The sequence below is a fragment of the Phyllobacterium endophyticum genome, from assembly GCF_003010935.1.
GTDB lineage: Bacteria > Pseudomonadota > Alphaproteobacteria > Rhizobiales > Rhizobiaceae > Phyllobacterium > Phyllobacterium endophyticum.
Genome location: NZ_PGGN01000001.1, coordinates 1,588,761 through 1,608,116 on the forward strand (window position 1 = coordinate 1,588,761; position 19,356 = coordinate 1,608,116).

15 protein-coding genes and 1 pseudogene are annotated in these 19,356 nt (G+C 57.7%); 9 read left to right on the forward strand and 7 right to left on the reverse strand.

The features are described 5' to 3' along the window. Positions 1-151 precede the first annotated feature (151 nt). Entirely contained in the window at positions 152-3,520 is a 3,369-nt protein-coding gene (locus tag CU100_RS07395; RefSeq protein WP_106715810.1) for a GH92 family glycosyl hydrolase, read from the forward strand. 125 nt (positions 3,521-3,645) lie between these two features. Then, entirely contained in the window at positions 3,646-6,825 is a 3,180-nt protein-coding gene (locus CU100_RS07400) for a GH92 family glycosyl hydrolase (protein WP_210204077.1), read from the forward strand. A gap of 79 nt (positions 6,826-6,904) precedes the next feature. Here the strand turns inward: CU100_RS07400 and CU100_RS07405 are convergent, their stop codons facing one another. Then, positions 6,905-7,243, reverse strand: a complete 339-nt coding sequence (locus CU100_RS07405) for a metallophosphoesterase (protein ID WP_106715811.1) — start codon at positions 7,241-7,243, stop codon at positions 6,905-6,907. Between the two features lie 146 nt (positions 7,244-7,389). After that, positions 7,390-7,827: pseudogene (locus CU100_RS07410) on the reverse strand (cysteine rich repeat-containing protein); the annotation flags it as partial. Between the two features lie 335 nt (positions 7,828-8,162). On the opposite strand from CU100_RS07410, the gene CU100_RS07415 reads away from it, so the two are divergent. Then, positions 8,163-8,798: a DUF1326 domain-containing protein gene (locus tag CU100_RS07415; protein ID WP_106715813.1), complete on the forward strand. Its 636-nt coding sequence runs from the start codon at positions 8,163-8,165 to the stop codon at positions 8,796-8,798. Between the two features lie 15 nt (positions 8,799-8,813). Beyond that, positions 8,814-9,743, forward strand: a complete 930-nt coding sequence (locus tag CU100_RS07420) for a DUF2182 domain-containing protein (protein WP_106715814.1) — start codon at positions 8,814-8,816, stop codon at positions 9,741-9,743. Between the two features lie 39 nt (positions 9,744-9,782). On the opposite strand, the gene CU100_RS07425 is transcribed toward CU100_RS07420, so the two are convergent. Both CU100_RS07425 and msrB read right to left on the reverse strand, forming a co-directional pair. Next, entirely contained in the window at positions 9,783-11,888 is a 2,106-nt protein-coding gene (locus CU100_RS07425; RefSeq protein WP_106715815.1) for a S9 family peptidase, read from the reverse strand. Positions 11,889-11,974: 86 nt separating this feature from the next. Next, positions 11,975-12,379, reverse strand: coding sequence for a peptide-methionine (R)-S-oxide reductase MsrB (gene msrB / locus CU100_RS07430; RefSeq protein ID WP_106715816.1), 405 nt, complete (start codon positions 12,377-12,379; stop codon positions 11,975-11,977). 394 nt (positions 12,380-12,773) lie between these two features. Here msrB and CU100_RS07435 point away from each other — a divergent pair, with 394 nt between their 5' ends. Further along, positions 12,774-13,211, forward strand: coding sequence for a MucR family transcriptional regulator (locus tag CU100_RS07435; RefSeq protein WP_106715817.1), 438 nt, complete (start codon positions 12,774-12,776; stop codon positions 13,209-13,211). A 142-nt stretch (positions 13,212-13,353) separates the two neighbouring features. Here CU100_RS07435 and CU100_RS07440 read toward each other — a convergent pair whose 3' ends face one another. Further along, positions 13,354-13,677: a cytoplasmic protein gene (locus tag CU100_RS07440; RefSeq protein ID WP_106715818.1), complete on the reverse strand. Its 324-nt coding sequence runs from the start codon at positions 13,675-13,677 to the stop codon at positions 13,354-13,356. 195 nt (positions 13,678-13,872) lie between these two features. Between CU100_RS07440 and CU100_RS07445 the strand changes: the two genes are divergently transcribed. Beyond that, positions 13,873-14,328, forward strand: a complete 456-nt coding sequence (locus tag CU100_RS07445) for a helix-turn-helix domain-containing protein (RefSeq protein ID WP_106715819.1) — start codon at positions 13,873-13,875, stop codon at positions 14,326-14,328. After that, on the forward strand, positions 14,325-15,116 hold the full coding sequence (locus CU100_RS07450; RefSeq protein WP_106715820.1) for a DUF6456 domain-containing protein: 792 nt from the start codon (positions 14,325-14,327) through the stop codon (positions 15,114-15,116). The genes CU100_RS07445 and CU100_RS07450 overlap by 4 nt, the downstream gene beginning before the upstream one ends. Before the next feature lie 70 nt (positions 15,117-15,186). Here the strand turns inward: CU100_RS07450 and CU100_RS07455 are convergent, their stop codons facing one another. Then, positions 15,187-15,627 carry a SufE family protein gene (locus tag CU100_RS07455; protein ID WP_106715821.1) on the reverse strand — a complete coding sequence of 147 codons (441 nt, stop codon included), beginning with the start codon at positions 15,625-15,627 and terminating at the stop codon, positions 15,187-15,189. Positions 15,628-15,816: 189 nt separating this feature from the next. Further along, on the reverse strand, positions 15,817-16,275 hold the full coding sequence (locus CU100_RS07460) for a DUF5330 domain-containing protein (RefSeq protein WP_106715822.1): 459 nt from the start codon (positions 16,273-16,275) through the stop codon (positions 15,817-15,819). A gap of 284 nt (positions 16,276-16,559) precedes the next feature. Between CU100_RS07460 and CU100_RS07465 the strand changes: the two genes are divergently transcribed. Then, the gene (locus CU100_RS07465) at positions 16,560-18,446 is read left to right on the forward strand and encodes a PAS domain-containing sensor histidine kinase (RefSeq protein ID WP_106715823.1); all 1,887 of its coding nucleotides are present in this window, start codon (positions 16,560-16,562) and stop codon (positions 18,444-18,446) included. Beyond that, a complete protein-coding gene (locus tag CU100_RS07470; RefSeq protein WP_170113754.1) occupies positions 18,421-19,299 on the forward strand; it encodes a peptidoglycan-binding domain-containing protein in 879 nt (292 codons plus the stop codon). The genes CU100_RS07465 and CU100_RS07470 overlap by 26 nt, the downstream gene beginning before the upstream one ends. The last annotated feature ends 57 nt before the right edge of the window (positions 19,300-19,356 follow it).

The window sequence follows — 19,356 nt, forward strand, 5'->3', positions numbered from 1 at the left end:
TAACAGAATTAGGTCGAAAACTCGTTTTAATCGTTTGAAACCGGCTTGGGAGGAGCGCGGACTATCAAGCGGGGCTGATTGCAGCCTCACGCGCAAGGCGCGCCGCTTTTTGAAGAACAAACCAATTTCAAGAAATCATTTGGAGGAAACAATGACATTACGACGGATATTCGTGGCTGGACTTCTCGCCTCGACCATGCTTGCCGGCTGCGACGGCGATGACAAGAGCCCGCCAGCCGACACCCAATCCAATGGCGCATTCGAAGCGCTGACGGAGCGCGTCGCCTCTCTTGAGACAGGCAGAAAAGCTGATGGCGCAACGATCGCCGAGCTGCGCGATAGTTTGGCACAATTCCGAGCAGAGCTTGACAAGCGCATTGCCGGACAGGGTGCCAGGCTGGACGGCGTCGAGACGCGGGTGAGCGGTCTTGAAACGGCGCAAAAGGCACTTGAAGCATTACTGCCGCAGGTGGAAAAGCTGCAGGTTCAGGTTGCCCAGCTGCAAGCTGAACCAAAGATCAGCAAGGAAGATGCCACCCGCATCGCCGGTCTCAAGCAGCTGTCTGATGACGTGACCACGCTGCGCTCCGATCTGAATGCCGCGATTGCCACGTCGCAAAAAGACATAGGTGCGATCAAAGGTGATATTGAGAACCATCGCCTGGCGCTGAGCAAGACCTCGGATGCGGCAATGGTCGAGACCTTGACTGCCAGGATCGCCGAGTTTGAACAGAAGCTCGAGACCGCCAGTAAACTCAGCGCGGCCTTGGCGCAGGAGTTCACCAAGCGCTTTGCGGAACTGGGGGCGGAGGTCAAGTTGCTGACGTTCAATCCCGAAAAGCTTGCGCAATATGTCAATACCACGCGCGGCTCGGCTGATCCCGGCGATCTTGCAAAGGGCTCGACTTTTCCCGCAACGGCCATGCCTTTCGGCTTCAATATGTGGTCGCCGGTCAATACCGGAGTGTGGAGCAGTATTTTCTACCACGGTGACAAGGATTATACGATGGAAGGCTTCATGGTGACGCATGAGGCAAGCCGGCATCTTGGCAATCGTCAGGCCATGCTGATTACGCCGGATATAGATGCCGCCAATGCCACAGATCATGCGTTTCAACGCAAGAACCAGATCGCTACAGCGCATTATTATAGTGTGACCTACGACAACGGCATGAAGACAGAAATCACGCCAACCGATCACGCCGCCTATTTCCGCATCACGGCACCCGATGCTTCGGAAAAAACCGGTGTTAGGTTCAATACCTATGGCGGCACGCTTACAGTCGACCGCGATAAGGGCACAGCGTCGGGCGTTACCAAATACGAAGCACCCAGCATGACCCCGACCATGTACGTTTTCATGAAATTTGACAACAAAATCATCAGTTCCCAAAACAACTCGTGGGTGGAATTCGCAACCCCCGCTGGTTCCAAGGTCATTGGCATGCGCATAGCAACCTCGTTCATCAGCGAGGCACAGGCCGAAGACAATCTCAACCAGGAAATTGCCGCAAATTCCTTTGACGATGTGAAGGCATTGGCGGAAGCCGCATGGAATGAAAGGCTGAACACAATACAGGTCGAGGGCGCAAGCGAAGACCAGAAGATCATCCTCTATTCGAACATGTATCGCTCGTTCCTCTATCCGAATTCCGCCTGGGAGAGGGTCAAGGGCGCCGACGGCAAATATGAAGCGAAATATTCCAGCCCTTACACGGACACCGATAAAATCAAGAAAGGCAAGATCTGGGTCAATAACGGCTTTTGGGACACTTACCGCACAACCTGGCCACTCTATACGTTGCTTAACCCTAATGAAGCCGGCGAGATGCTCGACGGGTTCGTCAATGGCTACAAGGATGGCGGCTGGACGACACGCTGGTCCAATCCCGGTTACGAGGATTCCATGGTCGCAACCAGTCTGGATGTGGTCCTGGCTGATGCATACATGAAGGGTGTGCGGAATTTCGATATCGACGCTGCTTACAAGTCCATGCTGCGTAATGCCACCAGTGTTGGTGACGAACACGGCAGGGGCCGCAAAGGCATGCTTCAAATGCCTTTCTATGGCTACAAGCCGGGAGATGGCCAATCTGTCGCGTGGTCTCTTGAAGCCTATCTGAACGATTTCGGCATCTCTCAATTGGCAGGGCAACTCGACAAGCCGGATGATGCCGCTTACCTTGCGAATAGGGCGATCAGCTATCCCAATATCTTCGATGCAACCTCTGCCGGTACCTGGGCGGGCGGCTGGTTTCGCACGAAGGAAACAGATGGGGATTGGGCGAGCGGCCCCGATACGCCGCAGACCTGGGGCTATGGCTATACAGAAGGCAACGCGTGGTCTTACGCGTTCCTGGCCCCCCAGGACGGTCAAGGTCTCGCCAATCTCTATGGCGGGCGCGACAAGCTCAGGGAAAAGCTTGATGCATTCTTCACGACCGCACCTATTCTTGATGGGGGCAGCTATGGCAGTATCATCCACGAAATTTACGAAGCCGCGAAAGTCCATGAACTCGCCAATGTCGGCGAATACCAGCACTCCAATCAGACCGTGCATCATTCCATCTACATGTATAATTATGCGGGGTCGCCTTCCAGTGGTCAGAAATATCTGCGCGACGTGATGGACAAGCTGTATTTCACCGGCTTCGATAAGAACGGCGTTTCCGACGGTACCGGCTATATCGGCGATGAGGACAACGGCGAAATGTCGGCCTGGTACGTTCTGAGCGCCACGGGGCTTTATCCCGTCAGCATGGGCCGGCCGGAATATGCCATCGGGGCACCTTACTTCCCGAAAATGACCATCTGGCTCAAAGGCCTCGACAATATTTCACGCAAGCTGGTCATCAAGGCCCCCAATGTCAGTTCCAGCAATCGCTATGTGCAGGCGGTGCGCCTGAACGGCAGGCCTGTCCGCCATAATTATCTCCTGCATTCCCAGATCGCCAAAGGCGGGACGCTCGAATTCGACATGGGTCCCAATCCGTCACAATGGGGAACCGGGGAAGACGACGTTCCGACCTCGATCACGCTAGGGTCTATCAAACCCGCCCCGCTGCAATCGCTGCTGCCGCAGGGCAGCTACGAGCTGACTGCCAGCACGCCGGCAGGTTCTGGTAATCTGGTCGACCGCACGTCCGCTACCTCCTGGACGAGTGCTTCTGGAGCGGCGCAGATCGACGTCGCCCTGAAGAAGGACGAAACGCCGACGCCAGTCAGCATCTACACCTTGACCAGCATGGTAGACCTGGCAACCAGCCCCAGGAGCTGGATACTCAAGGGTTCCGATGACGGCACGAAATGGGATACTCTCGATGAGCGCAAGGATGAGGCGTTCCTGTGGCCGCGCCAGACGCGTCCCTTCGCCCTGAAGACACCGGCGACCTATGCACGTTACCGGCTGGAGCTTGGTACCGGCGCCGTTGAAATTGCCGAGTTCGAACTGCTCGGGAAAACAGCTCCCGGCAAGGTCGCCGCTGCTGTGCCAACGGCCGCCGCGCCCGTCAAGCCGTGAACGCGGGGTAAGTGAACCCCGCTGCTGAGATAGAGATCACAGGGCCGCCGTCGGCGGCCCTGTGATGCGCGGAAGGATATCGCGGCTGTCTCACAAATTTTCAAGAAATTCATTTGGAGGAAACAATGACATTACGACGGATATTCGTGGCTGGACTTCTCGCCTCGACCATGCTCACGGGCTGCGACGGCGACGACAAGAGCCCGCCAGCCGATACCCAATCCAATGGCGCATTCGAGGCGCTGACGGAGCGCGTCGCCTCTCTTGAGACAGGCAGAAAAGCTGATGGCGCAACGATCGCCGAGCTGCGCGATAGTTTGGCACAATTCCGAGCAGAGCTTGACAAGCGCATTGCCGGACAGGGTGCCAGGCTGGACGGCGTCGAGACGCGGGTGAGCGGTCTTGAAACGGCGCAAAAGGCACTTGAAGCATTACTGCCGCAGGTGGAAAAGCTGCAGGTTCAGGTTGCCCAGCTGCAAGCTGAACCAAAGATCAGCAAGGAAGATGCCACCCGCATCGCCGGTCTGGAAAAAATGTCCATTGAGGTCATCGCGCTGCGCACGGATCTCGTGGCCGCGATTGCCACGTCGCAAAAAGACATAGGGGCGATCAAAGGTGACATTGAGAACCATCGCCTAGCCCTGACGAAGACCACGAATGCGGCAATGATCGAGACCTTGACTGCCAGGATCGCCGAATTTGCACAGAAGCTCGAGACCGCCAGTAAACTCAGCGCGGCCTTGGCGCAGGAGTTCACCAAGCGCTTTGCGGAACTGGAGGCGGAGATGGACGGGCTAAGGAACCCGCGCGTGGACATGGCCCTGACGCAGTTCGTCAATGCGTTTGTTGGAACAACGGATACCGAAACCGGCGGCGGGCACTCCGGCAATCTCAACCCCGGCGCGCAGACGCCGTTCGGCATGGTGAGTTTCGGACCTGACACGAAGGGAAGTGGCCAGGGCTGGGGAAAGGGCTCAGGCGGTTACTACTATGACGATAAGTCGATACAGTTCTTTAGCATGACACATCTAAACGGACCCGGTTGCCGCGGGCAGGGTGCTGTTGCCATGCTGCCGAAGGATTCGGGTTCTGCAATATCCACGAGCGGCATATCCTACAATCATGCCAACGAGAAAGCTGAGCCCGGTTACTATCAGGTGAAATTTGACAATGGCATCAACAGCGAGTTCACAGCGACGACACGCACCGGCATGACGCGGTTCACCTTTGCCGACAAGGACAAGGCTTTCCTGATCATCGACTCAAGCCGCAACAATACGAGCAAAGATGGCGGTTCCAGCCCGGTCACAGTCAAACTTGCTGACGACAAGAAATCGGTCTCGGGTCAGGCCATCGCGCCTGCTTTCTGTGGCGGAACATGGAAACAGCCCGTCTATTTTCATGCCGCTTTCGACAAGCCTCTCAGGACATCCTCCGTTGACAACGATGCTGCGACACTCCAGTTCGATCTGGCAGATGCGGACAAGAGCGTTCAGGTGAAGATCGGTATTTCTTCGGTCAGTGCGGCCAATGCCAAACTCAATCTTGAGACGGAAAATGCTGGGTGGTCATTTGATGCTGTTAAAGAGCGGTCTTTGGATATCTGGAACCAGCGGCTCAATACAATCCAGCTCGATCTCGCCAGGCCAGAAGAATTCAAGAAGGTGCCGCAGGACAAACAGGCCGACGCCACCAACAAGCTGACGCAGTTCTACACGGCTCTATATCGTGTCTATAGCGGCCCGACCGTCTTCAGTGACGTTAACGGCGAGTATCGCAGCATGAAGCAGGTCAGCGGCGGCGATCTGCCCGTGCGTGCCACCGAAAACGTGGCAAACTACAAGTTCAAGGTCGACGGCAAGGATGCCGGCTACAAGACGCATTACTCAGGCTTATCCATGTGGGATAGCTATCGTTCCCAGGCGCAGCTGCTGGCTTGGATAGCGCCCGATGAGGCCAGCGATATGATGCAATCGTTGGTTGCCGATGCGCAGCAATGCGGCGCATTTCCCCATTGGGTCGATGGCAGCGAAGACACGACGCCCATGGAGGGCGATCATGCACCGAATGTCGTTGCCGGTTCCTACGTGTTCGGAGCGAAAAATTTCGATCTGGAGAACGCCCGTAAATTCATGAAGCGATCGGCGTTCGATGCGGACAGCAAGTGCAATGACAAGTCGAGCGCCGGCAGCGGACGACTGGCGGCCTATCTTGCAAAAAACTATCTATCCGCGAGGAACTCGGATCACGCGTCCTCAAACACGATCGAAATGATTACGACAGACCAATCGATCGGTAGTTTTCTTGCTGGCCTTCCGTCAGCGGGGGGCGATCAGGCGGATATTACCACGCTGTTCAATCGTGCTTCCAACTGGAAGAACATATTTGACGACAGCGCAGATCAAATGCGGCTGCGTGCCAAAGATGACGAGGGAAACTGGGCATCCGGCGAATTTCACGAATCAACAGAGGAGAACTACATCTGGGCTTTTGGCCATGACTGGACGGCGCTAATCGACAAGCTCGGTGGCAAGCAGAAAGGTATAGAGCGGCTGAACACCCTGTTTTCCTACAAGTCGTTCAGCTTGGCCGATGAGCCGTCCGGAATTGACCTGAACGGCGGCGAGGGTTCGTCCGGATACTACATCGGCAATGAACCGGCCTTCCAGACACCCTGGGCTTACAATTGGGCAGGTTCGCCGAAGCACGCGCAGTACATCATCCCGGTCATCATGCGGAAGAACTTCTCGCTAAAACCGGGTGGTCTACCCGGCAATGATGACATGGGCGCAACCTCCGGCTGGTATGTCTGGTCGGCGCTCGGCCTTTATCCGGTCATCCCCTCCGCGCCGGGCATGGCGGTATCCACGCCGCAGTTCTCCGGCGCGACCGTCTGGCTCGGCAATGGCAAGAAGCTGCGCATCGAAACCGACAAACAGGCAATGCTCGACGATATGCGTTACATCTCCGAGATGAAACTCGGCGATGCGGAATACAAGGGGACCTGGCTGCCGCTCGACAAGATCAGACACGGAGGCAAATTGAGCTTCAAGCTTTCCGACAAGCCGACGGAATGGGGCTCGGCGCCTGAACTCACACCTCCATCTGGGCCCGCTGCCGACTATAGCAAGTCAACCGCAAAGGAGGCATCAAGCGTGCAGATCATCGATGCGCCGATCGTTCCAGATGTCAAACCCGAGGTCAAAACCGGCACAACGGAAGCGAAACTGGAGCCAGTCGAAGTCAAGCCGGACGTCCCGCCCTGCGTGCCAAAGGGCAAGGGCGACAGATGCCCGCCCGTTTGAACCAGGGGCGACAGCAAATGGCCCGCATCGCCGCGAATGGCGCTGCGGGTTCCGTGGGCTTCGGAGTGACGCGTGAGACCTATCTTTTCCTGCAACTGATCAGAACCGAATTTCCGTCGGTGTATTTGCTGCGCAGGGTGTAGAGCCAGCCCTGGCACTCTGCCATGGAGGTGAAGCAACGAAAGAAGGAGACCGTCACGTCGTCGCCGCCCATGGAAAGGATCGGGTTGTCGGTGGTGCCGGTATATTGGCCGAGGATGATGCCGGAGCCGCGCGGCGGCGTATTGCAACGCTGACCGGCATATTCGCTGACATTCTTGCGCACGGCGGCCTGCACCTGTGACATGTCGCCTAGGAAGAAGAAGGGCTGCGCCAGAAAACTCAAGCCAAGCATCAAAGCGAACGTGCTTTTCTTCATTCAACAACCTCCGGAGCGCAAATACCTAGGGAACGACAATGGTAGCCAAAACCAAAATGGTGTGACCTGGCATTATAGCTCTTTTCCAAGTGCGCGTAACTGCGCGAAAGCTCAAGCCACGCCGAAGTGAACGTGGCGTGAGGTTGTCAGCGTCCCGCGCTCAGCACCTTCTGGCACGTAGGGGAGAGACTGGCGAGATTGTTCCTGAGGCAGGCGATGGCGCGCCCGCCGCCCAGAGCGACCGAACTGCACAATCTGCGGAAATCCGGGCCGCAGGACTGGCGCACGATGGCGATCTCCTCGCGCGGGGTAAAGGCCGGAACTGCGGGCGCGGCAGCCGCAGCGGGAGCCGTCGCCGGTGCCGTGGCGGGCGATGTGGCAGATGCTGCCGGTGCGGATTTAGCCGGCCCAAGCGCACCGATGGCGGCCTGGCATGCTGCCGACAGGGACGAATTGTGTTGCTGGAGACAGGAAAGCGCGGCCTGACCACCGGGCGTTACGCCCGAGCACTGCGCCATGAAATCGGAGCGGCAGGCGGATTTGATGGCGCTTTGCTGTGCGGCCGTGGGCTGCTGGGCGGCGGCTGTACCGGCCAGAAAACCTGCCATGCACATGGCTTTGACGAGAAGGCCAACGTGCCCGCCTCGATGATTGTTGATTTCACGGGCCATCGAACCTCTCCCTTGAACGCGATCCCGGCAAGAACCTGCCACGCATCAGGAGGCAAAGGACAGTACGTTACAGTAACGCGAATGCGCGGCACCGGCAGGCCCGGCTTCCGCTCGCAGCGCGTGGGCTACCCACTACATCATGCGGGCGGAATGGCAAGAAGCTGGACAAACGACAAGTTCGAGCGCCTAATCGCCTACAGGAGCAGGAGGTATTCAAGAGCATCAGGCATCGATCTTGGGAGGAAAACATGGCTGATATCAAATGGACACTTGTGGGACGCGAATTCGTTCATTGCAACTGTGCTTACGGTTGCCCTTGCCAGTTCAACGCGCTGCCCACGCATGGAAACTGCTGCGCCGTCCTCGGTGTAGAAATCGACCAGGGCCACCACGGTGAAACGAAGCTCGACGGTTTGAGATGCGCCATCATCGTGGCGTGGCCAGGCGCCATTCACGAGGGGCGGGGTGAAGTTGTTCCGATTGTCGACGAGGGTGCCTCTCCACAACAGCGGGAAGCGCTGCTTCGCATCATGAGCGGACTGGATACCGAGCCGGGCGCGACTTTCTTCCAGGTATTCTCGACGACTTTCGAGACATTTCACGATCCCGTATTCACGAAGATAGATTTCGAAGTCGATGTCGACGGCCGTAATGCGCGGCTGGCTGTACCCGGGTGGATCGAAGCGCATGGCGAACCGATCCTCAATCCCGTCACGGGACAGCAGCATCGCGCGCGCATAAACCTGCCCAACGGCTTCGAATATGATACCTGCGAAGTCGGACGTGGATGGGCCGAAACGCAAGGTCCGCTGAAGCTTTCCATTCCGGATTCTCACGCGCAGTTCGCTCATCTGCACATCACGGAAAGCGGCGTCGTGCATTAGGTTGAGAGGCTGGCCATGGCTGACACGGCGCTCGAAGCCATTCTGCGACGCGATCGCACCATTGTTGCACTCTCCATTGCGATGCTGACAGCGATCGCGTGGCTATACATCCTCTGGCTGGCCCGTGGCATGGACGTCAGCGGCATGGACGCCAGCGGCATGGCGATGCCGGAAATGGCGATGCCCGGAATGGCAATGGACCATTCGGAAATGGAGGACATGCCGGGAATCAACATGGGCGCGGGTGAGACCGGAATGGCGCTGACGCCGGCTTTCCGGCCCTGGAGCCCGACGGACTTTGCCGTCATGCTTTCCATGTGGATCGTCATGATGGTGGGTATGATGACACCATCCGCTGCCCCGATGGTGCTGCTCTATGCAAGGGTGGGGCGGCAAAGCGCCTTGCAGGGCAAGCCGCTGGCGGCCACCGGATATTTCTTCGCCGGCTATGTGCTGGCATGGGTGGGCTTCGCCCTGCTGGCGACGCTCGGACAATGGGCGCTCGAAAAAGCTCTGCTGCTGACGCCTATGATGTCGAGCGCGAGCGGCTTGTTCAGCGGCGTGCTGCTCGTGGTGATCGGGCTATATCAGTGGACGCCATTGAAGGATGCGTGCCTGCGTCAATGCCAGGCACCGCTGCAGTTCATCCAGCGGCATGGCGGATTTCGGCGCGAGCCCAGGGGCTCACTGATGCTGGGATTGCGCCATGGAGTATACTGCGTTGGCTGTTGCTGGGCGCTGATGGCGCTGCTTTTTGTCGGCGGCGTGATGAATGTCTTCTGGATCGCACTCATAGCCATCTACGTGCTGGCGGAGAAAATCGTCCCGATCGGCCGCACGCTGTCGCGTTTGGCCGGTGCAGCGCTGGGCCTGGCAGGATTATGGATCCTGGCGACGACCATCGCCGGTTCATTGTCGGAAACCCTGCTGCTACGGCTGTCCTAGAGCCTTCCACCCCAGGCGCAGCGACTTGCGGGCGGGTGCTCAGGCTCCAGTCTTGCCGACGAGTTTCAGCGCATATGCATAGACATAGGCGACTTCTTCCAGCCGCGAGAAGCGGCCTGACGCGCCGGCATGGCCTGCGTCCATGTTGATGCGGAAGAGAACAGGATTATCGTCTGTCTTGATCTCACGCAGCTTCGCCACCCATTTTGCCGGCTCCCAATAAGTCACGCGCGGGTCGGTGAGGCCAGCGACAGCCAGGATCGGCGGATAGTCTTGCGCCGAGATGTTGTCATAGGGCGAATAGGAGGCCATGTAGGCGTAGTCGGTGGCGGAGGTGATGGGATTGCCCCATTCCGTCCATTCCGGAGGCGTCAGCGGCAGCGTGTCATCGAGCATCGTATTGATCACATCGACGAAGGGCACCTCGGCAATGATGCCGCCGAAGTTTGCCGGCGCCATATTGGCCACCGCGCCCATGAGAAGGCCGCCTGCGGACCCGCCCTGCGCGACGATGCGGTCATGGCTGGTGAAGCCTTGCGCGACGAGGTGTTCCGAGGCGGCGATGAAATCGCTGAAACTGTTCTTCTTCTTCAGACGCTTGCCGTTTTCATACCAGTCGTAGCCTTTGTCCTTGCCGCCACGGACATGGGCGATGGCATAGATGAAGCCGCGATCCGCCAAAGACAGGCAATTGGTATTGAAGCTCGCCGGAATGGTAATGCCATAGGAGCCATAGCCGTATAGCAGGCATGGCGCTGACCCATCGATCTTCGTATCCCGGTGGTAGACGATCGAGACGGGCACGATCTCGCCGTCGGGGGCCGGCGCAAGCAGGCGGCGCGTGACGTAATCGTCCGGGTCGTGGCCGGAAGGAACCTCCTGCGTTTTCAGGAGCGTGCGCTCGCGCGTGCGCATATTATAGTCATAGAGTTGCGAAGGCGTGGTCATGGACGAATAGGAGAAACGGATAATCTCCGTGTCATATTCGGCGCTGCCCTGCAGACCGAGCGCATAGGCCTCTTCGTCGAACGAGATCGAATGTTGCTCCCCCGAATGGCGATCGCGGATCATGATGCGCGGCAGGCCGTTTTCACGCTCCAGCCAGACGAGATGGTTGGTATAGGCCGAATGGCCGAGGAGCAGCCGCCCCGCCTGGTGCGGAACGACCTCGGTCCAGTTGGACTTTCCCGGCGCGCCAACCGGGGCGCTCATGATCTTGAAATCCTTGGCGCCATCGGCATTGGTGAGAATGTAAAAAACGTCGCCGCCTTCCGTAAGATTATACTCAACGCCTGCCTGCCGCTCTGCGACGAGCCTTGGCTCGGCGAAGGCGTCGTTCGCGGGAATGAGCCAGATCTCCGATGTCTCGTGATCGTGAATGTCGATGAAAACGAAGTCGTTGAGCGTGCTGCCGCCGACGCCGAGAAAGAATCCCGGATCCTTCTCCTCGTGGATGAGGCGATCTTCGCTCTCCGCCTGGCCGAGTTGATGATAGAACAGGCGGGATGGCCGGTGATTGGCATCGACGCGTGTATAGTAAAAGCCATTCGACCGGGCGTTCCAGACGCCGCCGCCTGTCGTATCGCTGACAGTCTCGGCACCATCCTGCAATGTTCCGAGATCACGTATTTTCAACGTGAAGAATTCGGAGCCCTTGTCATCGAAACCCCAGATCATCTTGCTGTGATCGGGCGAATGATCGGCGGACGCCAGGCGGAAATAGGCCTTGCCTTCCCCTTCGAGATCGCCATCCAGCAGCATCGTCTCTGCGCCGCCATCACGCGGGGTACGGAAAAAGCGCGGCTGCTGACCACCGGTCTTGTAGGATGTTCCATAGGCGTAGGGGCCATCCTTGGAAGGCACAGACGAATCGTCTTCCTTGATCCGGCCCTTCATTTCCTCGAAAAGTCTGGTCTGGAGGTCTTTCGTGTCCGCCATCAGCGAGGATTGATAGACATTTTCCGCCTCCAGATGCGTGCGAATCGCGGGGTCGAGCGTCGTGGGATCGCGAAAGACATCCTGCCAGTTGTCGGCTCGCATCCAGGCATAATTGTCCGTGCGAGTGATTCCATGTCGCGTATCGGACACGGGCTTTTTTTCGGATCGAGGCGCTGGGATGCTCGCAAAACGTGGCGTATGGGTCATGGAAAACTTTCAATTGATAGAAGGCGGACAGAAAAATCCGCCGGAAAGAATGAGGTCAGCACAGGTTAAAGCAACTTGCAGGATGATCAATCCTGATCGAAGACCAAGGCGTTGCCATTCATGCAATAGCGCAGGCCGGTCGGGGGAGGGCCGTCGGGAAAGACGTGCCCGAGATGCGCATCACAATCGGCGCACTTTATTTCGGTTCGCAGCATGCCATAGGAGCGATCCTCAACAGCAATGACGGCATCGGGCTCTACCGGCGAGGTGAAACTAGGCCAGCCTGTGCCGGATTCATATTTGTTTTCAGAGCGATAGAGCGGACGATCACAGCAGACGCATTTGTACAGGCCCTTGAGCTTGCTATCGAAATTCGGACTGGAAAAAGCGCGTTCCGTCCCGTGGTTCCGCGTGATCTGGTATTGTTCCGGCGTCAGCTGCTCGCGCCATTCCGCATCCGTCTTGACGACCTTGAATGTTCTTGTGTTCATCGTTGGTTCCTTTTGACGCAGATGTAGGCACGAACACTACACATAGCAATATCCGTTATTGTAGAATGCTTCGGCCTCGCCCTTCTTTCCTCATTTTTGCCATTTTTTGTCTTAGTTGTATGCCGCAAATCCTTTTGCATGCGTATCCTTGTTAATGCACATGCATACAGATTTCGGCTTTCTTGAGTCTATTTCCCGCTGTCTCCTGATACTCTCCGCCTGTGGAAATAGTTGAAATATTTCTTATGTAACCGAAGTATTGATTTGACAAATTCACGAAATACGGAATAGATTGTTGCCAATGACGCAGGAGAGTTCGCTGCTCCTGAACTTTATATTGGTGATTTTAATCTACCTATCCGAATTTCAAATTAGACGAAGGAATTGGACTTAGATGACCACGTTCGACAATTCAAACACAACTGGTAGTGACGTGCTGCTGGAACTTACAGCAGAATTGGTTGCTGCCTATGTGAGCAATAACTCGGTGCCGGCTGGCGATCTGCCTGGCCTTATCGCCGATGTTCATGCGGCGCTTGGCCGGGTTGGCGGCGGTCTGGAAACAGTAGCTGCCGTGCAGGAAAAGCCAAAGCCGGCTATCAATCCCAAGAAGTCTGTCGCGGATGATTTTATTGTCTGCCTCGAAGACGGCAAGAAGTTCAAGTCGTTGAAGCGCCACCTGATGACGCACTACAATCTGACTCCTGAACAATATCGCGAGAAGTGGGATCTCGATCCTTCCTATCCGATGGTCGCTCCGAATTATGCAGCCGCACGTTCGCGCCTGGCAAAGAACATGGGCCTGGGCCGCAAGCGCAAAAAGGCCGCTTGAAGCCAAGTCCACTATAATGACAGAGCGGCGCCATCAGGCGCCGTTCTGCTTTTGGCGGGTGGGCTTCGTTTAAAAAGCGTGACGATGCTAATGGCGGTGTAGTGCCGAGAGATCGAAAACCGGCAGGCCTGTCACTGCGAACCTATGCGCCACGCGAGGTGGCTGCGTCTGCCGGGATGTTTTGGCGCATAGAACTTTTCAACGTATCGAGCGCCTGCTTCAAGCCAATGTGACGATTGAGATCGTAGCTCCAGTGACCGGATACGCCTTTGAGGCGCTCGCGCTCGACTAAACGTCTCAGACGCCTGCACATGTGACACTTCGATTTGTCGTCGCTGCCGATCAGTTGATCCAGATCAGTATTGCAGAGGATTTGCAGGACCAGGCGTTGTCTGGCCTCGCTCGCCCGTTTTTCCCTTTCGACGAGGAACGCGCCACGTTGTTCATACCAATCACTCACATCCATGTGTCCATTCCTTGTTTGGGGATGAATGGAGTATGACTCGAGACCGCCATGGCAGGATAAAAGTCCTATTAACTTATGCCGGAAAAGAAAATACTGTGGGGGAACAGAGGCTTGACGCGCAGATGGTAGAAAACTTATCCACGTTCTTGATCGGACATCTATAAGAAGATATTCCTACATTGAAGTGGAGTGAGTATGTCTTCCAGTTTGCCCCGTCTGATCCGCTCCGGAGCCGAAGCGCAGGCTATCGTCGATACGCTGAAGGCCAGACGCCGCCGGTGTACACGGCCCGTTTTGGTAGTCGTCAATGAAGAAGCGCCGGCCGACGAGCGCCTTTTTCGCTTATGCGACGGTGTCCTCGATATTCTGTCGGCCTTTTTCAATGTGGACGGACGCGACCTGCGATCCCACTCGCGCTGTGAGCGGTCGGTAGCGCGCGTGCGTCAGGTCGGGATGTATGTCGCGCATGTCACCTTGGCATTGACCATGGCCGAGGTAGGGCGCGCATTCGGCCGGGACCGCAGCACCGTCAATCATGCCTGTCACCTGATCGAGGACATGCGCGAGGATCTGGAGTTCGACCGGATCATTCAGACGATTGAGAATATCATCAGGGTTGCTTTTGTGGAAAGCGGAAGGTTGCGCGCATGATGGGACCAGGCGACAGGGAGATGGCGCGGCTGTTGCGCTTCATTGCCAAGGGTGACGCGGCGGTTGGCGAAACGCAGGATGGCGGGAAAATAATGCTCGAAAGTGGAGCGCACGGGACGATTTCGGCCGCACGCGATTGCTTGAAAGTTGTGTTGAACGAAGGGCTGGCGCGCTTGTGCAAGGGCAGGGCGTATATCAACCCGGAAGGGCGTGCATGGTTGCGGCGCCTGGAGCGGCCTGACGATCCCTATGCCGGTCAGCACCGGCGCGACGCAGTGATTACGGTGACCGACAGGAGTGGTTCATTATCGGCCCCAGGACATGACGCGGAGTCGCCGCTCACGATGTTGCGCAAGCGAAAGGACGCCAAAGGCCGGCCATTTATCGATGAAGAGGCATTCAAGGCGGGCGAGCGACTGCGGTCCGATTTCACTCTCGGCAATTTGATGCCGTCGATAGGCGTCAATTGGGAACTGACGGGTTCCGGCTCCCGCGGCAATGGCGTGCTCGAGATCACCGATGCTGCTCTCGCGGCTCGCCTGAGGGTCGAGCGGGCATTGGACGCGGTCGGCCCGGAACTGTCTGGTGTGTTGATAGACGTGTGCTGTTTCTTGAAAGGGCTTGAACTGGTGGAGCGCGAACGCCAGTGGCCGGTTCGTTCGGCAAAGCTGATCCTGCGAACCGCATTGGCAGTGCTTGACCGGCATTATCACCCGGCCGCGCCGTCTCGCAGCAGGCCCCGCATCATCCACTGGGGCAGCGAAGACTACCGTCCGATCATGAACTAGGGGAGAATTGGCGCAGATATGATTTTGTTGCAACCGATCTGGCTTGAAACCGGCGGGTAACAATACCAGCCTAGTGCTGGGTGACTGCGGCAGGGGCAAGCGCGTTTTGCGCTTCGTTGCGGATGCGCCCGATCATGGCGCGCAATCCGTTTGACCGCTGCGGCGTCAAATGTTCGTCAAGACCGAGCTTCTTCAGCACGGCTTCCGGATCGATCGCCATGATCTCGGACGCGCGTTTGCCGGAGTAAAGCACCATCATTATCGCGACGAGACCGCGTACGATATGAGCGTCGGAATCGCCGACGAGTTCAATGACCGGATCGGCGTCATCGTTGAGGGTGCTCTTCAGCCAAACCTGGCTGACACAGCCCCTGACCTTGTGCGCGGCATCCCGTGCGTCTTCCGGATAGGGCTTCAGGTCACGGCCGAGATCGATGACATAGCGATAGCGGTCTTCCCAATCGTCGAGAAAATCGAAATCGGCAAAAATATCATCAATAGTCTGGGCCATGCATCACTTCCTTCCAGAGCCCGTCCTTGAAACTCCACCACGCGATCATCTGGCGTTAAAGTCCTGCGGCTTTGCGAAGCCACTTGACCCTGTAACCACGCCATTTCGCTGCAGCGACTTCCAACGGCTCCTCAGTCACATATAGTGATCCGGATTGCCAGCGTCACGGTATGAATCGAAAAAGCGGTATCAATTCCGGGAAACTGTTCCGGTTCGGGTCTTGTCGTCAATCTCGTTCGCCTGTTCGCGCTGGCGGGTGGCCGCGTCGAGAATCTCGCGCAGGGCCATTTCGCGCAGTTTGGCTTTTATGGCGTCGCCCTCGGCGGATTGTGCATCGGACTCCTGCGTGCCGGGCTTTTTCGCGTTCTCGCCGAGGCGTGCATCGAGATAATCATAGCCGACCTTGGCGACCTCGCCCGCGCGGGCGCTGGCGCTGGAAAGTGCGGCCTTGCCGGTCTCGCATGCCTGCGGTTTGCGGGTGCAGAAATCGCTCAGATCGCTGATCGTCTCCTGAGCTGCGAGGAAGGCCTCTATCGGACCGGGCTGGGCAGCGCCTTGCGGCCGGTTCTCCGGGCTTACCGGAATGAACAAGGAGATCAACATCATCCAGAAACAGAACTTGATCGCAAACCTGATCAGAAAGAACATTTCAGCAGTCCTCTATAGTGCCCTGTGATGAGACACTGGCATAGACGCGGCAAAAACCCGTTGAAACGCATTGCTGCATTTGAGTGATCATAGAAACGAAGGATTAACATTCGTTGAGGGCACAGACCGAGGTTTCGCGTTTCGAACGGCAAAGCCGCCCGAAGCCGAAACCCTTCATTTACCATGACCGTCACAATCGCTCGAAAGCGGGTCCGCACGACGTCGCGGGCACCGGCTTTATCCTTTCCTTAAAGCCTCATCTGCAAAAGTTAACGGCGACAGGAATGTTGCAAAGAACATCCGGAAATGACCGCGACGCACCTGGCCACGGCCGGTACTTTGCGGAAAGCAGGAAGAAATTGGTGCCGATCAACTCCGACACACAATCGAAAATTGCGGCGGGCTACACAAGCCTGTGCAGGCGCTGGGTCAGTCCGTCCGTCTCTGGTGCTGCCACCGGGCGTGACGCGCGCATGGCCGGCGCCTTTCTCGGCATGCCGCTCATGCTTGCGATCGCCTTGATCAGCAGTCATTCGCTTGCCGGCGAACTTGACGTTACCTTGAGCGCCATCGCCGGTGCCCTTGCGCTTCCGATGATTTTTTGCGGCGCACTTTCAGTTTCGAAGAACAGCACATCGGTGGGCATGAGCGCACTGCTGGCCTATTGCCTGTCTATTGCCGCAATCGGCGTCACCGCACCATCCACCAATTTGCTGCTATGGATCATGGCAGCGGCCGTTCCCCTTGAAGCCTGGTTCGTCTGCCGCAGTGAAAAATCCCTTCGCGTGGCTGGCGGTAGCGCAATTGCGGTGCTGGCGGCACTGCTGACCGCCGCATTGCCAGCGGGCGAAAGCGTTGGCCTGTCGCCTATCGCGCTCCTTGCTTCATTGTTCTATGTGGCGACACTCGTCGTCAGGACAAACAGCCCGTTCATGGCACGCGCCGCCGCCATCCGCCGCGATGATCGCGTCGCCGATCTTGAGAGCGCTATCGACGGCGTTGTATTCAACCTGGGAACGAACGGGGCCATTCTTTCGCTTTCGGCCAAGGCGCAGGACCAGTTCGGAATCGCCCGCAATCTTCTGATCGGCACGCCGCTGCTCGAACGCGTGCACGTTTCCGATCGCGTGCAGTTCCTAAGCCTCCTGTCGGACATGAAGAACGGCGCTTCCAGTGCGGCCGCCGAGATCAAATTGCGCTGCGTCGGCCCCGGCGCGACAGCCAAACACGCCCATAGCGTCCGGTACGCCACTTATCGCCTGCACGCGGTTCCCCACAGTGCCGGCGAGGGCTTCGTCGTCGTCGCCACGGACATCTCGCAGGCCGTTGCAGACCGCAACGCGCTGGTGATCGCACGCCGGGAGGTTGAAACCGCCGAGATTGCCAAGGGGCGCTTCCTTGCCTCGGTCAGCCACGAACTGCGCACGCCGCTCAACTCGATCATCGGTTTTTCCGATGTGCTGCTGCAGGAGATTTGCGGCAAGCTGCCCGACGGCCGCCAGCGCGAATACGTGGAGCTTGTCAACCAGTCGGGCAATCACCTGCTTTCCGTCGTCAACGCTATCCTTGACGTTTCGAAGATCGAGGCCGGTACCTATCCGATCTTCACCGAGAGCTTCGCCTTCAAGAATGCGGTCTCCATGGTGCACGACATGATGGCGCACCAGGCCTTGCAAAAAGGCGTGACACTTTGCGACCGCGTCAGCCCCCGCATCGGCAATGTCGTCGCCGACAGCCGCGCGATCAATCAGGTGCTGATCAACCTTGTTTCGAATGCAATCAAGTTCACCGAGAGCGGCGGCGTCGTCACCATCGATGCACTGATCGAAGACAACATGCTGGCGTTCTCCGTCAGCGATACGGGTATCGGCATAGCCGAAAAAGACCTGAAGACATTGGGCCAGCCCTTCCGGCAGGTGCAGAACGATTATACCCGCAACCACGAAGGTACGGGGCTCGGCCTTGCGACGGTCAAGGGACTTGTCGGGCTGCATGACGGCGACCTCAAGATCAATAGTGTTCCAGGCCAGGGAACGGTTGTCGTCGTGCGTATTCCGCTGGATGGCCCGGTGATCGAGCTTTTTTCCGATGAACAAGAGAACGTCGTTGAATTCAAAATCGAGAGCGGTATCGAGGGAGGTTCCCATGCGGAAGCCCGTAAGTCGGCCTAGCACCAGCAGACGGCGTGCTCCGAGACGCGGCAGGTTCGCTGCGGCTTTCTTCGCCACGGCCGCGCTTATCGTCAGCAACCCCGGCATTGCCGGCGGCACGACGGCCTTCGTGGTCACGGTCGGTTTCATATCCGCCAACGCATTGTGGTATCAACCGCACGTGCACGAGGGCGTGTTCTTTCGCACCCGCCCGGAACTCGTCTTCAAGCCGGTCAGGCAGGACAGCGCCTCGCTGCAGGGGAACGCGCCGAAGGCACAGCCAGCCGATGCACCCATTCGCAAGGTAAAATCAGTTCCCGTCCCGCAGCCGAACCCGGATCCGATAGCTGCCGCAATCAATGGCGATCCGGTCCTCGCGCCCGGCGGCGATCCGGAAGTGGCCAAGTTGCAGCAAAAACTGCTGGCGCTTGGGTTCTATAGCGGCACTGTCGACGGGATATCGGGCAAGGGCACGCGAGCCGCCATCGACGCCTATCGCAAGGCAACCGCTGCCATGGGCATCGAACCTGAGCAGGCTGTCGACAATGCCAGCGAAACCACCGCAAGCATTGCCGTGCCGGAGAAGAAGCCGGAGCCCTCCGCCGAAAAGGCGACTATCCAAAAGGTCTCGACCAGCCCGTCGCAGGCCGATATCTCTTCGCCAAGCGCTGGCCAGTTGCAACCGGCTGACATCGTGCGGGTTCAGGCCGGGCTGCGTGCCTTCGGCAATGACATGGTCGAGATCGACGGCAAGGTGGGCACCTCCACCAAGAGCGCCGTAAGCGAGTTCCAGAAGCTGTTCCGCCTGCCCGTAACAGGCGAGCCGGACCAAAAGTTGCTCGCCAAGATGCAGGAAATAGGTTTAATAAACTGAATTCGGCCCATGATGGCCTGCAAATGGCGTTTTTCTGCGCTCCGGTGTTTAAAACCA

What these genes read in the sequence shown, in the direction of transcription:
- CU100_RS07405 (WP_106715811.1), bottom strand. Translation starts at nt 7,243, where the DNA reads ATGAAGAAAAGCACGTTCGCTTTGATGCTTGGCTTGAGTTTTCTGGCG.
- CU100_RS07440 (WP_106715818.1), bottom strand. Translation starts at nt 13,677, where the DNA reads ATGGATGTGAGTGATTGGTATGAACAACGTGGCGCGTTCCTCGTCGAA.
- CU100_RS07470 (WP_170113754.1), top strand. Translation starts at nt 18,421, where the DNA reads ATGCGGAAGCCCGTAAGTCGGCCTAGCACCAGCAGACGGCGTGCTCCG.
- CU100_RS07455 (WP_106715821.1), bottom strand. Translation starts at nt 15,627, where the DNA reads ATGGCCCAGACTATTGATGATATTTTTGCCGATTTCGATTTTCTCGAC.
- CU100_RS07445 (WP_106715819.1), top strand. Translation starts at nt 13,873, where the DNA reads ATGTCTTCCAGTTTGCCCCGTCTGATCCGCTCCGGAGCCGAAGCGCAG.
- msrB (WP_106715816.1), bottom strand. Translation starts at nt 12,379, where the DNA reads ATGAACACAAGAACATTCAAGGTCGTCAAGACGGATGCGGAATGGCGC.
- CU100_RS07465 (WP_106715823.1), top strand. Translation starts at nt 16,560, where the DNA reads ATGTTGCAAAGAACATCCGGAAATGACCGCGACGCACCTGGCCACGGC.
- CU100_RS07460 (WP_106715822.1), bottom strand. Translation starts at nt 16,275, where the DNA reads ATGTTCTTTCTGATCAGGTTTGCGATCAAGTTCTGTTTCTGGATGATG.
- CU100_RS07425 (WP_106715815.1), bottom strand. Translation starts at nt 11,888, where the DNA reads ATGACCCATACGCCACGTTTTGCGAGCATCCCAGCGCCTCGATCCGAA.
- CU100_RS07435 (WP_106715817.1), top strand. Translation starts at nt 12,774, where the DNA reads ATGACCACGTTCGACAATTCAAACACAACTGGTAGTGACGTGCTGCTG.
- CU100_RS07450 (WP_106715820.1), top strand. Translation starts at nt 14,325, where the DNA reads ATGATGGGACCAGGCGACAGGGAGATGGCGCGGCTGTTGCGCTTCATT.
- CU100_RS07420 (WP_106715814.1), top strand. Translation starts at nt 8,814, where the DNA reads ATGGCTGACACGGCGCTCGAAGCCATTCTGCGACGCGATCGCACCATT.
- CU100_RS07400 (WP_210204077.1), top strand. Translation starts at nt 3,646, where the DNA reads ATGACATTACGACGGATATTCGTGGCTGGACTTCTCGCCTCGACCATG.
- CU100_RS07395 (WP_106715810.1), top strand. Translation starts at nt 152, where the DNA reads ATGACATTACGACGGATATTCGTGGCTGGACTTCTCGCCTCGACCATG.
- CU100_RS07415 (WP_106715813.1), top strand. Translation starts at nt 8,163, where the DNA reads ATGGCTGATATCAAATGGACACTTGTGGGACGCGAATTCGTTCATTGC.